Here is a 13,373-nt window from a genome sequence, read left to right as displayed (position 1 = left end):
ACCAGATATGAAATTAAGTAAAAAATTAGCCGCCACACTTTCGGTATTGCTCATTGCGCAAATGCTTCACGCACAAGATAATGCGCTCGTAAACACATCACAAAGCTCATTCGCTAAACTGCACGGAACCGACCTGAATGCGGTGCAATGGACGCAAGGTTTCTGGGCAGATCGTTTTAAAGTATGCCGGGAAACGATGGTGCCGGAACTTTGGAAAACTTACACGGATCCGGCCATCAGCCACTCTTTCAGAAACTTTGAAATTGCTGCGGGTTTGGAAAAGGGAAATTTCAAAGGCCCTTCGTTTCATGACGGCGATTTTTACAAAACATTTGAAGCCGTGGCGAGTATGTACGCGGCCACCAAGGACAAAAAGCTGGATGAAATGATGGATAAGGCCATCGCCGTCATGGCAAAGGCGCAGCGGGAGGATGGTTACATTTATACCAAAGCCATTATCGAGCAAAAGAAAAGTGGCGAAGCGCAAATGTTTGCGGATCGTTTGAGTTTTGAAGCGTACAATTTTGGTCATTTGATGACCGCCGCCTGTGTGCATTACCGCGCAACAGGGAAAACCTCTTTGCTGAATGTCGCTAAAAAAGCAGCGGACTTTTTAATCGGTTTTTACAACACTGCCACGCCCGAACAATCCAGAAACGCCATTTGCCCATCACATTACATGGGTTTATCGGAACTTTACCGCACCACGCACGATCAGAAATATCTGACATTGGTAAAGCATTTAATCTCCATAAAAGGGGCAACCGAAGGCACCGACGACAACCAGGACCGCATTCCTTTTTTAAAACAAACCAAAGTAATGGGCCACGCCGTACGCGCCAATTATCTGTACGCCGGCGTTGCAGATGTGTATGCGGAAACGGGCGACGCAGCATTGCTGAACCAGCTTCACGTGATGTGGGACGACGTTACCCAGCACAAAATGTACGTGACAGGCGCCTGCGGCTCACTTTATGACGGCGTGTCACCGGACGGAACTTCCTACAAACCGGATGATGTGCAAAAAGTCCATCAGGCTTACGGCAGAGATTATCAGCTTCCGAGTTACACCGCGCACAACGAAACCTGCGCGAACATCGGCAATGTGCTCTGGAATTGGCGGATGCTGCAGATCACCGGCGATGCGAAATATGCGGACATTGTGGAGTTGGCATTATACAACAGTGTCTTGTCAGGCATTAATTTAAAAGGAGATAAGTTTTTGTATACCAATCCATTAAGTTATTCTGATTCGCTTCCTTTTGCGCAGCGCTGGTCGAAGGATAGGGTGAGTTATATTTCAAAATCAAATTGCTGCCCGCCAAATGTCGTGCGCACTGTTTCGGAAGTGAGCCAGTATGCTTACAGTCTGTCGGATAAAGGCGTGTTTTTCAATTTATATGGGGGAAATAATTTAGATACAAAAATCAAATCAGGGGCATTAAAATTGACCCAGACAACAGATTATCCGTGGGATGGAAAAGTTAACGTGACATTGCAGGAAGCTCCCAAAGAGCCATTCTCCATGTTTTTCCGCATTCCCGGCTGGTGCAGCGATGCAAAGATTTTGGTCAATGGAAAAGCGCATCAGGAGAAACTGGTTTCAGGAACTTACGCCGAAATTAAAGGAAACTGGAAGTCAGGTGATAAGATCGAAATCATGCTACCTATGCCCGTCAAACTGATCGAATCGAACCCATTGGTAGAGGAAACGCGCAACCAGATCGCCGTAAAGCGCGGACCGGTTGTGTATTGCCTGGAATCGGTGGATCTGCCAAAAGGAAGAAGCATTTTCGACGTGGCAATCAGTGTAAAAAACAATTTAAAACCGTCACCATTAACCATTGAAAACAGCCCGATCATGAGCCTGCAAGGCGATGCAATGCTGGTGGATAATACGGATTGGACCAGGAAATTATACCGGGAAGTTTCAACGGAAGCACCAAAAACAATTCCCGTACGCCTGGTTCCATACTATGCGTGGGGCAACCGCGGGCATCATGATATGTCCGTCTGGCTGCCGCTGGCAAGGTGAATGCGGCTAAGCATTGTCCAGCAAAAAGCCTGGATCGACGCCTAATTTTTGGTAAACCGCTTTAAGAAAAGGAACATCCGGCTCGCGCTTGCCATTCAGGATCTGAGAAAGCTTCGGCTTGCCCAGTCCCAGCATTTCCGCCAGCGCAGCCTGCGTCAGTTTAAGCTGAAACCGCTTTAATTCAACCATTTCGGGAATGGTTTTGGGTTTCGGTAACGGATAATGAATGTCCTCAAACTCCTCAGCGGCAACTGCCATTTTTTGGAGTTTCCAGGCTTCGGTTTTAGAAAGATTTCCTTCTCCTTTATTCATCAAAGAAAGAATTTCTTTCATCGCCGCCTCATATTCGACTTCGTTTGAAAAAATTATTTTATCGTTTTCCATAACCTAATTCTTGTGTAAAATTCTAGCAGCATCAATCTTATCGTACTCAACATGCGTCCCTATAAACAGGATATAAACTGTACGAATATCAAAATGGATTTTTGCAATTAATCTGTAACTATTGCCTTTAATGTTAAAAACATACCGCTCGTTTCCCACAAAATCGGCTGACCTGAATGTCTGCTTCAATTCAGCAAAATTAGACCAATCAGCAGATTTACAGTGCTTATACCAATGTAGGAGCGCATCTGTTGAGCGTGGCTCAAGGTCAGTAAAAGCATTAATCATTCGCTTGGAAAGAATAACCATTTAGTGTGTGTTTTTATGTCACACAAATATCAAACATTTTTTCAAAATGCAAAACTTCGTTTCATAAAATGAAATTTTATTTTTTAATGTATCAAATTGTTTTTCTACTGTTTCTTGGTGTTTTTGCAGCTTGTCCGCGGGCTTCTGCCCAGCAAACCTACCAGCCAACCTGGCCTTCGCTCGAAACGCATAATGAAGTGCCGGAGTGGATGCGGGATGCGAAATTTGGGATTTATTGCCATTGGGGCGTGTATGCGGTGCCGGCTTATAATAATGAGCATTACATTCAGCATATGCATAATGATAGTCCGGATTACTCCAAATTGGGAACTTACAAGCGCCATCTTGCGCTATATGGGCCGCTGGAAAAATTTGATTATCACGACTTTATCCCGATGTTCAAAGGCGAACATTTCAATGCAGACGAATGGGCGGATCTGTTTGTGAAAGGCGGTGCGCGGTTTGCTGGTCCGGTTGCCGAGCATCATGATGGCTTTGCTATGTGGGACAGCGACTTAACGCCATTTAATGCAAAAAATATGGGACCGAAAAGAGATGTTGTTGGTGAACTGGAAAAATCGATCCGTCAGCGTGGGATGAAATTCTTTACCTCACTGCATCACGAGCTCAATTATACCAATGTGAAAATGAAGCCCGGCTGGGCAGGCTCAGATCCGAAATACGCCAAACTTTACGGCTCGACCATGAAAAAGGAAGAGTGGGATCAGATGTGGATGGACAAATGCAACGAGCTGATCGACAAATATCATCCCGATGTGATTTACCACGACGCCTGGCTGGAACAAGTGCCTGAAAAAAACCTGCAGACCTATCTCGCCCATTATTTCAACGAGGCGGAAAAACGCAAGCAGGATGTGATTGTAACCTATAAAGGCGAGGATATTCCTGCGGGCGTAGGCATGGAAGACCATGAAAATTCCAACCCAAAGAACATTATTGACAAACCGTGGCTGTGCGATTATTCCATCGGAACGGGCCTTTCTTACTCGTGGGGCTATACCGAAGGCATGGAAATTCGTCCCGCAAAAGAGATCATTCATACCCTGATAGAAGTGGTTAGCAAAAATGGCCAAATGCTCCTGAATCTTTCACCCAAAGCCGACGGCACTTTCCCGGACGATCAAAAGGATGTGGTTTACAAAGTGGGACGCTGGATGTGGTCGTTTGGCGAGGCGATTTATGACACCCGTCCGTTTAGTGTTTTTGGTGAAACTACGGCCGCCAATCAAAAGGTTTATTATACCAAAAAAGGAAAGACGCTTTACGCAATATTTCTGGATTGGCCTGGTGACAATGTGGCTATCGAATTGAAAAAGTTGACAGCTCAGAACCTGGATGGGAAGGTTACTAATGTTAATCTGCTCGGTTTAAAAAATCTGGTGAAATGCCAAAACACATTAACGGCCGACGGTCTGAAAATCACGGTTCCCGCAAAAACACGTGTTCCCTCGGACATTGCTTATGTTTTTAAAATTGAGACGGAATGAAAAAGTGTAGCCCTATCCTCGTTTTTTTACTGGTAGCATTTGCATCAGTGAGCGAAGCCAAATCCAATGATTCAGAAGGTAAAAAAATAAACATTTACCTGGCCGGAGCATCCAATGCCCGTATTGATTTTGGTGCAGGGAAATTATCAGATATGCTCAGGCAAAATGGTTTCGAAGTGACAATGTTGCCGAAAAAAGCCAAAATGCCACCGGCCAGGAAAGTGAAAACCATTTTTATTGGACTGTCCACCGATGGACTGATGGAAATGCTCATGAAAGACTTGCCAAAGGCACGGGCAAAAAGTCCGGGAAAGGAAGGATTCCAAATTTTGACAACAGGCAACAAATTGATCCTCGCGGGTTCGGATGCGTCAGGCGTTTTATATGGTTGTTTGGATTTGGCTGAACGTATAAAAAATGAAGGCAAGATCCCCGAAAACCTGGCTGTTTCAGATCAACCGGAAATGGTGTTGCGTGGCACTTGCATCGGCATACAAAAGCCATTTTACCTGCCTGGCCGCACGGTTTATGAGTATCCCTACACACCGGAAAATTTCCCCTGGTTTTATGACAAAGCGTTGTGGATCAGGTATCTGGATATGCTTGTCGAAAATCGGATGAATTCGCTGTATTTATGGAACGGTCATCCGTTTGCCTCGCTGGTCAAATTGAAAGATTATCCTTATGCGATTGAAGTAGACGATGAGACATTCAGGAAAAATGAGGAGATTTTTAGTTTTCTGACCCAGGAAGCTGATAAACGCGGGATTTGGGTGATCCAGATGTTTTATAATATCATTGTTTCAAAACCTTTTGCGGAAAAACACGGGATCAAAACACAGGACCGAAAGCGGCCCATTACGCCTTTAATAGCCGATTATACCAAAAAATCCATCGCCGCTTTTGTTGAAAAATATCCGAATGTAGGATTGCTGATCACGCTAGGCGAGGCTATGGAAGGCGACGAATCGGATGTAGAATGGTTTACAAAAACCATTATTCCGGGTGTAAAGGACGGTTTGGCGAAATTGAACAACACGGTTCAGCCACCCATCGTGCTTCGCGGGCACGATACAAACCCCCAGTTGGTCATGAAAGCCGCATTGCCGCTCTATAAGAATTTGTATACTATGAACAAATATAATGGCGAGGCTTTAACCACTTACCAGCCCCGCGGACCATGGGCCAAAATGCATAAGGAAATGAGCGAGCTGGGTTCTACGCACATTGATAATGTGCATATCCTGGCAAATTTGGAGCCTTTTCGTTACGGCTCGGCCGATTTCATCCAAAAAAGTGTGCAGGCCATGCATGATGTGCACGGGGCAAATGGACTGCATTTATACCCAGAAGCGTCATACTGGGACTGGCCGTTTTCGGCAGACAATGTAACGCCACGACAGCTTCAAATGGACAGAGACTGGGTTTGGTACAAAGCCTGGGCGCGTTATGCATGGAATTGCCGCCGCGACCGGAATGAGGAAATATCTTTCTGGACCCAGCAAATGGGTAATGATTTTGGCATAGGCGAACACGGGAAGGAGGTTTTGGAAGCTTATGAGCAGACAGGCGAAATCGCACCCAAGCTTCTGCGGAGGTTTGGCATTACAAATGGAAACCGGCAGACACTCACGTTGGGTATGACCATGAGCCAGCTTGTCAATCCCAAAAAATATCGCGTTTGGCCGGAGCTTTACAATTCCGACGGACCTGAGGGTGAGACCCTTACGGAATATGTTGAAAAAGAATCCCGTGGTGAAAAACACGTTGGAGAAACGCCGGTGCAGATCATTAATGAGGTTGCCGGGCATGGAAAGCTGGCCGCTGCGGCTATTGATAAAGCAGCGCCGCATGTGACAAAGAATAAAGAAGAGTTTAACCGCGTACAGAATGATGTGTATTGCAACCAGGAACTGGCCGATTTCTTCGCCGAAAAAGTAAAAGCCGCAGCCTTGGTGTTGAAATACCAATATTCCAATGATATTACTGACCTGGAAACAGCTGTCCCGCATATCGAAAAAAGTGTAGCGCATTTCAAACGCCTGGCAGATCTTACCAAAAACACTTATTTGTATGCCAACAGCATGCAAACTGCACAGCGACGTGTGCCCGTGGGCGGGGACGATGGGAAGAATAAAACCTGGGTGGAACTGCTGCCATACTACGAAAAGGAATTAGCCAATTTCAAAAACAATGTTAATAAATTGAAAGCGGGGAATGTCGGCGCCGCGGAGAGGCTTGCGTTGAAACCGGCAGAGGTCACTTTGATGAGCAATGGCTTAAAAACCTTTCCGCTGGAAAAAGGACAGAAAGTATTTACCGACGAGGCATCGACCATTACCGAGCTGGCCGATGTGCTGAAACCTTTCAAGGCAATTCGGACGGATGCGGCGGGACAAACAGCAGGTCAAACCATTATAAAGTTCAAAAGTGAAAAACCGGTTAAAGTGCTGGTGGGCTATTTTCAGGATAAGAGCACGACATTTATGAGCGCACCAAATCTGGAAACGGACGCCAGCGCGAATGATTTCGGTCAGGCCGAAGTGAGGCTTGCGGGTGCATTGAAGTTTTCCGGACTGCCGGACGTCAATGTGCATACTTACAAGTTTCCGGCCGGCGAAAATGTGTTGACGCTCGGACATGGCAAAGTGCTTGTGCTGGGTTTCATAGACGCCGTGCAGGATCTGAAAGCGGACGATGCTGCGAACAAAGGTGGGAAGGCGCTGGACTGGCTGTTCGAATAACGAAAATGTAACCTACAGTTCCCTGATCCAAATGTTGCGGAAACTGACACGACTGCCGTGTTCCTGCAACCGCAATGGCATTTTCGCTTCGTGATATTCGTATTTGGGAAAGCCTTGATAAACCATCGGACCTTTCAGCTCAACATGGTTGAGAATGAGCACATTGTTGTGCAAAACGGTCATGTAGGCTGGCGTTTTTAGTGTTTTATCTGCATTGAAAACCGGCGCATTGAATATAATGTCAAAGCTTTGCCAGGCTTGCGGTTTACGTGCTGCATTCACCAGTGGAATGTGTTGTTTGTACACGCTTCCAGCCTGGCCATTGTAATAAATCCGCGTCTCGTAATTATAAGATTCATAGATCTGCAATTCATAAAGTCCCATCAAGAACACGCCGCTATTACCCCGGTTCATTCCCTGGTCTTCCTTCGGGTCTGGCGTTTTCCACTCTACATGAACCTGCGCACTGCCAAATTTCTGCTTCGTTTGAATGTCCGTGGTTTTAGGAACAATCATCATGCCCTCCGCATTAATCTCCCACTTCACTGCCGACCCATCCAAATGCTCCCATTGATCCAAATCCCCTTTCCCGCTATATAAAACAACAGCATCCGAAGGCGGCAACTCCGCACTTTCCGCAGGAACAACCACCGGCGGCTTTGTTGACCAATCTTCGGTTGCAGAAGCGGGTGGGAGGGTTTGTGAAAAACTAATGATCCTTGTGAATAGTGTTGCAGAAAAGACGGCAATGGATAGTTTGTAATTCATTTTCTGAGAATCAAAATGAAGTATGTGAGATTGCGTTTTAAAAAAACAATCCCAATCCTCTGAAATTTTTCTTTGGAGGGGTTGTATCAGACAAGCGTTCAATTTCCTGTTTCAGGTAAGCCAAATGCTGCTCGCGCATGAAATTGAGAAAAATCTCAATGTTCTCTTGTTTCCTGGTTTGCACGAGAGATTCTATATAACCGACCTTATTTTTTGATGAGATCATTGTTAAAGGTTTGTTATAAGAAGCTTGCACAAAGTTCATGAGCAACCTCCCTGTTCTCCCATTTCCGTCTGCAAAAGGATGAATTGTAACAAACTGATAATGGAGCAAAAATGCAAGGTCATTAATGTCCGTTAATGAGAGGTCAGCTCCCAAATTCTTACCAAATTCCGCGCAAAGCGCTTCCATAGCAGCCGGAACCTTGCTGTAATTCAAATAGCTTTTGCCACCGATACCAGCCGAAACATTCAAGAGTCGAAAGTCGCCTTTGCAGCTGTCGAAAGTCCCCAGTGCTGTGTTATGGGCCGTCCCGGTGTTTTTCATGACCAGCGACCCAATTTCTTTGATAAAGGAAATGTTCAAATCCTGCTTCTCAGAGGCTTTTTCGATAACAAATTGTAGCGCTTCGAGGTGATCTTTCAGCATTAAATGGTGAATAAGCGGTTTGCCTTGTGCAGTCAGCCCTTCATCCAGGAATATTTGTGTTTCAGTTTCGGTTAATGTATTTCCTTCAATGACAGTAGAATGATGAGATATTGCGTACAGGTTATACTTCTCGTAATCAATTACATGATTCGTAATTTCCTGATAATGAATCGTTAACTTTTCCAATAGCTCCATGATTGCAATTTGGCTAATCTTTTTAGGTTAACAAAATAGATTAAGCCCGATTCGACGGTAATCACCGCACTTTCATCACCCCCTTCATCACAAACGAATGTCCGGGGAAGCTGCAAATGAATGGGTAGTCGCCAGGTTTTGGGGCGGTGAAAAAGATGGTTTGGGAGGTTTCGGGTTGGATGAGACAGGTGTGGAATAACACGGATTTTGAGTCGGGGATGTAACCGGCATTGGTTCCGTTGAGGCCCATATCCATGGCGTTCTGGCCAACTTCTTCGCCTTTTCCCGGCGCGGTAACGACCAGATTATGAAGCATATCGTCGTTGTTGTTGAACACAAGCTTCACTTTGCTGCCAGCTTTTACTTCCAGAATTTCCTTGTCAAATTTTAGTCCCGGCTTGGTGCCCATGTTGATCGTTATTTCGGCTCCTCTTTTCCAGTCAGCGGGCTGTTCGTGGACTGATTTGGAAGGATCATTTCCGCAACCAGCTGCTGTCGGGAGCGCTTGTGTGTGCGCCATGTTATGGTGCGCGTGGTCTGTGCCTTCCGGGAATGCATTGATGGTGTAGTAGGCCTCCGGGTGAAGCAATTTTTCGCCTTCCTGCGTTGCAACATTCGCGATTTTCAATTCATGAATGTAACCCGCTCGAAGCCCGTTTACGGTCAATTTTACTTTGGTTCCATCTTCCGAAACTTCGGCTTGGCTTACATTACAAGCCCCTGAGTTGATGACCGGACTGCCATATTTTTTATGATAGCTGTAAGTGAAACCAGTTATGCTGTAATTTTCTGTGGCTGAGGCAATAATTTTGTTTACAGGTTTGGTAAATTCAAGCTCAAAACCGGTTGTTGTAATGCGCATAGCCTTGATTTCCAGGGGAAATTGTTTTGGGAAAATCAATCTTTGTAGACCGAAAAGATCTTTTCCCGTAGACGCCCAGCCGCGGCTCGTCATGCCGACAAACAGAGAATGATCACTTCCCCAGGCCATCCGCAAAATGCCCGAAGCGAAGCCTTCTCGAAACGAAAAGCAAGCGCCCTGATATTGACCATTCACTTTTTCCAGAAACGCACGCATAATCTTGCTATGACCCTGATCCCCAACCAATAACTGACCTTTGAAAGGCCCGGCCTCGTCCGAATCCATGGACACAATCGCAGAGGTGGAGATACCCATCACGGTATGCGGAAACCAAATACTCGGCACCTTGAAATGGGGCTTTCCCTGAGCATAGTCATACATGATGCCGATTGAATCAGCAAATGAGGAGCGTTTCAGATCAATGGGTGAACCGGGTTCAGCTGACCATTTCAACCCTGCCGGGTGACCGGCAAAATCGCCTGCTTGTAAGTGCGTGATCCGGCCTGATCCTATCCAGTCGCCCTGGTTTTCTGCCACGAAAATGTCTCCGGAAGCATTAAGCCCAAATGCAGCCGGCGAGCGCATGCCCGTTGCAAACGGCGTCATTTGGCCACCTTCCGTGATTTTGAGCATCCACCCGCGCCACTTGGTAAGACTCTCGCCGCGGCCCACCCAGGACAAATTAAGCGTAACCAGCATTTCGCCGTTGGGCAGGATCAATGGTCCGTAGGAATATTCGTGGTAATTTCCCGAGATCGGCCAGGAGTAGATGGTTTGGAAAAGATCAGCCAATCCATCGCCATTGCTGTCCGACATTTTAGTAAGCTCGGAGCGCTGGGTGGTGTAAAAAGCGCCTTTTTTGTATGCGAGCCAAAGCGGTTCGTGCAAACCGCTCGCAAAGAGCGAATAGCGGAGCGTCTGGCTTTTCTTCTGGTAAGGATCATCAATCACCCAGATTTCGCCGCGCCGCGTGGCGACTCCCAGTTTGTCATCGCCGGTAAATGCCAGTCCGCCCACTTCCAGCATGATGCTGTCGGGCACCGGCACCGTATTTATTTTGTAATATTTGCTTTCATTTTCTAAAATATGCTGAGCGAAAGAATTTGCCGCACAGAGGAAGAACAAAGCAATGATCGCAAACCTTACCATATCATGTCGTACTTAACCGTGAGCGTTTCGTTTTGAATTGGGAGAATAAGTTGCTGGCGCCCGTTATCCCTCCGCAGAATGGGCTTTATGCTTCCCGTTTGCAGATTTTCGATGTAATAATTCTTATCATCCACCGCATAACCGCCTTGGGTCGTTTGTTCGATTACCCTTCCCTCGGCTAGTAAGAGATAAGCAACTTTTCCCGGTTTTGAAGCAGTTTTGATTTCTCTTGTCAAACCTTCATTATCCGGCGCGGGATGTAGATGATCCTCAATGCGGGTCTCGTTTAATGTGTAGAAATAGACAGGTAATCCATTACTAATCAGTCTGTAACCACGTGCGCTGAAAACGCCGTCCGCGGTTTGTGCGGAATCCGGCCACGGAGCTTCCGGTGATGGTAATGAGGCAAGAAGCGGTTTTTGTGAAAATTCGAGTTTGGCGCCCAGCGGGATTTCCAGCTGTTTTTCGCCGCGTTCCGTCCACATATTGGAAACATCAATAAACCGCCCGTGCCACGCCGCCAGCACGTTGTAGCGCTTCATATCGTAAGCGTAATTATTTCCGTTTTTTTCCCTTCCAGAAGTCAGTGATGGAATGCCAACCGAGGCTGTGTATGGGTTGATTTTATTGCGATGCATCATAAACCCGCGTTGCATGGCCGGTTTGTTTTTTACTTCATATTCCAAAGGTTCAAAATGTTCGCTCACACGTACGGAAGCGGGCGTTGTGAGTGATTGCCATGGAATTTGCGGGCCTTCGTAATGTAACACCAGACATTCATCTGAGTTGGAATAAACAATTTTGAACGGATATTTTCCTTTTCTCAGGGTATGTTTAGCATAAAAAGCGCGTTCAAAATCCCGCGTTCCCCGATTGTCAATAACGCGTTTCTCATCAATGAAAAACCAGGCGCCACCACCGGCGATCATTTTGAACAGGTAATCACCGTCGCGCGGAATCTCTATTGTTCCATCCATCACCAGCTGGGATTTGCGGTCGCCCACCCAATGCGAAAGCGTGTCGGTAGCGCCTGTGCGTTTGGGTTGAAGGGTCGCGAGCGTGTCAGGGTTTTTGTGCAGACCTTGATAAACCTTGAAATTCGTAGTTGAAATGCGGATCAGATCTGCCTGGTAAATTTTGTGTCGAATATTTCTGATGGCAAATGGAAGATCTTTTCCGATAAACGCCAGTGATTTGTTTGCGGTTTTTTTTTGAGGTGCCATAACAGCCTCCTGATCAGCATTATTCACGAATTTCTGACCGTTCAGCAGGATTTTCTCAAACCGTGCAGATTGCATTTCTTTTCCATTTTTATCCAAAACCGGAGCCTTGAAATGGATTGTCAAATGTTGCCAGAGGCCAGGGGCTTTCGCGCCTGGATTCACCTGTTTCATCCAATCATCCGTGATTTTGATTGCATAGCGATCATGAAGCGTCACATAAAATGAGGCGCCTTTGGATAAAAGGAAATCAAGCTCAATATCCGCATTACCGACCTCCAATTTAGAAGCAAGCTGCTGACTTTCTTGTGTGGGTTGATACACCAGAATTCCGTTTCCCTTTATCTCGGTAAGGTTTCCGATCTGTTTTCGATCAGCGGAGACATTACGGGTAATGTGCCAGTTTTTGGGGTTCGCATTGCTGAATTGATCCAGATTTTCCAGACCTAATGTATCAAACGGAAGGCTTTCAAGGCCAGGTTGTGCGAGCGCGATCGGTGCGTAAAAAATTAAAGCTGCGGCAACCAGCTTTTTAGATAGTTGTTGAAAAAGCATCATGAAGGTACAGTATTCACTTACCGGGAAATAGTATTACAATTATAGTATCTTATTTTCAATTATTATTTTTTATTTTCTTTTATTTTCGCAAATTTGCTTTTGATAAGTAAAATCTATCTATTTGCATGGTGCTTATGTTTATTTTTTGTTTTGATACAATTACTTAACTGTTTTCCTTCTATTTTTAGGTAAAAACCATAAGGACTACAAACTATAACATAATGCTCGCAAATCAGAGAAGGGACAAAATACTTGAATTGCTCAAAGAAGATGGTTCGGCAAAAGTGATTGACCTTGCCAAACTTTTCAAAGTAACGGAGGTGACGATCCGCCAGGACCTGGATAAGCTGGAGAAGGATGGATTGGTGACCAAAGAACACGGGGGGGCTTTTTTGAAGAATGTAGAAGATCAGGTCCGCAACTTTTCACTGGCTAACCAGGAAAATCTGGACAAAAAAGAACTGATCGCAGCGAAATGCCTGGAATACATTGCCAACGGCGACACCATTATCCTGGATTCAGGATCGACGACAACGGAGATTGCTAAAAAGCTGAGAGGAAGCAACCGGCATTTGACTGTGATTACAAATGCATTGAATATTGCCCTACTGCTCGGCGCTGAAACGGGGATTGAAGTAATTATGACGGGAGGCGAATTTAAGCCACCAACATTGTCGCTCACAGGACAGAAAGCGGCAGATTTTTTCAAAGGTTTAAATGTGCAAAAACTGTTTTTAGCAACGGCAGGATTATCACTAAAATCAGGACTTACTTACCCGAGTATCAGTGATTTAGTGGTAAAAAAAGCAATGATCGACGCGGCAGATACAACTTACCTGGTGGCAGATTCCACGAAAGTCGGCAAAAGCGCTTTTGCCAGTTTAGGGGCGCTATCGCTGATCGATTATGTGATTACCGACGCCGGAATCGAAGAAAAACATAAGCAGCTGTTTCATGACAATGAAATTGAATTGATTATAGCTGGATAAAGA

Annotated in this window: 10 protein-coding genes; 4 read left to right on the top strand and 6 right to left on the bottom strand. The window is 45.7% G+C overall.

All coding sequences use genetic code 11. The features are described from left to right. Positions 1–7: 7 nt before the first annotated feature. A complete protein-coding gene (locus NFI81_RS08060; RefSeq protein ID WP_234613018.1) occupies positions 8–2,035 on the top strand; it encodes an aceric acid hydrolase in 2,028 nt (675 codons plus the stop codon). Between the two features lie 6 nt (positions 2,036–2,041). Here NFI81_RS08060 and NFI81_RS08055 read toward each other — a convergent pair whose 3' ends face one another. Both NFI81_RS08055 and NFI81_RS08050 read right to left on the bottom strand, forming a co-directional pair. Continuing rightward, positions 2,042–2,419 (bottom strand): helix-turn-helix domain-containing protein, encoded by a 378-nt coding sequence (locus NFI81_RS08055; protein WP_234613019.1) that lies wholly within the window; start codon positions 2,417–2,419, stop codon positions 2,042–2,044. Positions 2,420–2,422: 3 nt separating this feature from the next. Beyond that, positions 2,423–2,707, bottom strand: coding sequence for a type II toxin-antitoxin system HigB family toxin (locus NFI81_RS08050; protein WP_234614880.1), 285 nt, complete (start codon positions 2,705–2,707; stop codon positions 2,423–2,425). An 89-nt stretch (positions 2,708–2,796) separates the two neighbouring features. Here NFI81_RS08050 and NFI81_RS08045 point away from each other — a divergent pair, with 89 nt between their 5' ends. Together NFI81_RS08045 and NFI81_RS08040 are read left to right on the top strand one after the other, a co-directional pair. Continuing rightward, positions 2,797–4,236 (top strand): alpha-L-fucosidase, encoded by a 1,440-nt coding sequence (locus NFI81_RS08045; protein WP_234613020.1) that lies wholly within the window; start codon positions 2,797–2,799, stop codon positions 4,234–4,236. Continuing rightward, positions 4,233–6,980, top strand: a complete 2,748-nt coding sequence (locus tag NFI81_RS08040; RefSeq protein ID WP_234613022.1) for an alpha-d-galacturonidase — start codon at positions 4,233–4,235, stop codon at positions 6,978–6,980. The genes NFI81_RS08045 and NFI81_RS08040 overlap by 4 nt, the downstream gene beginning before the upstream one ends. Positions 6,981–6,992: 12 nt before the next feature. Here NFI81_RS08040 and NFI81_RS08035 read toward each other — a convergent pair whose 3' ends face one another. From NFI81_RS08035 to NFI81_RS08020, 4 genes are all read right to left on the bottom strand, one after another. Continuing rightward, the gene (locus NFI81_RS08035) at positions 6,993–7,748 is read right to left on the bottom strand and encodes a 3-keto-disaccharide hydrolase (RefSeq protein ID WP_234613023.1); all 756 of its coding nucleotides are present in this window, start codon (positions 7,746–7,748) and stop codon (positions 6,993–6,995) included. Positions 7,749–7,785: 37 nt separating this feature from the next. Continuing rightward, positions 7,786–8,592: a Fic family protein gene (locus tag NFI81_RS08030; protein WP_234613024.1), complete on the bottom strand. Its 807-nt coding sequence runs from the start codon at positions 8,590–8,592 to the stop codon at positions 7,786–7,788. Positions 8,593–8,653: 61 nt separating this feature from the next. Continuing rightward, entirely contained in the window at positions 8,654–10,603 is a 1,950-nt protein-coding gene (locus NFI81_RS08025) for a plastocyanin/azurin family copper-binding protein (RefSeq protein WP_234613025.1), read from the bottom strand. After that, positions 10,597–12,381 carry a PA14 domain-containing protein gene (locus NFI81_RS08020; protein ID WP_234613026.1) on the bottom strand — a complete coding sequence of 595 codons (1,785 nt, stop codon included), beginning with the start codon at positions 12,379–12,381 and terminating at the stop codon, positions 10,597–10,599. The genes NFI81_RS08025 and NFI81_RS08020 overlap by 7 nt, the downstream gene beginning before the upstream one ends. 221 nt (positions 12,382–12,602) lie before the next feature. On the opposite strand from NFI81_RS08020, the gene NFI81_RS08015 reads away from it, so the two are divergent. Further along, entirely contained in the window at positions 12,603–13,370 is a 768-nt protein-coding gene (locus NFI81_RS08015) for a DeoR/GlpR family DNA-binding transcription regulator (RefSeq protein WP_234613027.1), read from the top strand. The last annotated feature ends 3 nt before the right edge of the window (positions 13,371–13,373 follow it).

Source organism: Dyadobacter fanqingshengii, from assembly GCF_023822005.2.
GTDB classification, from domain to species: domain Bacteria; phylum Bacteroidota; class Bacteroidia; order Cytophagales; family Spirosomataceae; genus Dyadobacter; species Dyadobacter fanqingshengii.
The sequence above is the reverse complement of the archived record's forward strand: the minus strand, read 5'-3'. Positions and strand labels throughout refer to the sequence as shown.

What these genes read in the sequence shown, in the direction of transcription:
- NFI81_RS08060 (WP_234613018.1), top strand. Translation starts at nt 8, where the DNA reads ATGAAATTAAGTAAAAAATTAGCCGCCACACTTTCGGTATTGCTCATT.
- NFI81_RS08055 (WP_234613019.1), bottom strand. Translation starts at nt 2,419, where the DNA reads ATGGAAAACGATAAAATAATTTTTTCAAACGAAGTCGAATATGAGGCG.
- NFI81_RS08050 (WP_234614880.1), bottom strand. Translation starts at nt 2,707, where the DNA reads ATGATTAATGCTTTTACTGACCTTGAGCCACGCTCAACAGATGCGCTC.
- NFI81_RS08045 (WP_234613020.1), top strand. Translation starts at nt 2,797, where the DNA reads ATGAAATTTTATTTTTTAATGTATCAAATTGTTTTTCTACTGTTTCTT.
- NFI81_RS08040 (WP_234613022.1), top strand. Translation starts at nt 4,233, where the DNA reads ATGAAAAAGTGTAGCCCTATCCTCGTTTTTTTACTGGTAGCATTTGCA.
- NFI81_RS08035 (WP_234613023.1), bottom strand. Translation starts at nt 7,748, where the DNA reads ATGAATTACAAACTATCCATTGCCGTCTTTTCTGCAACACTATTCACA.
- NFI81_RS08030 (WP_234613024.1), bottom strand. Translation starts at nt 8,592, where the DNA reads ATGGAGCTATTGGAAAAGTTAACGATTCATTATCAGGAAATTACGAAT.
- NFI81_RS08025 (WP_234613025.1), bottom strand. Translation starts at nt 10,603, where the DNA reads ATGGTAAGGTTTGCGATCATTGCTTTGTTCTTCCTCTGTGCGGCAAAT.
- NFI81_RS08020 (WP_234613026.1), bottom strand. Translation starts at nt 12,381, where the DNA reads ATGATGCTTTTTCAACAACTATCTAAAAAGCTGGTTGCCGCAGCTTTA.
- NFI81_RS08015 (WP_234613027.1), top strand. Translation starts at nt 12,603, where the DNA reads ATGCTCGCAAATCAGAGAAGGGACAAAATACTTGAATTGCTCAAAGAA.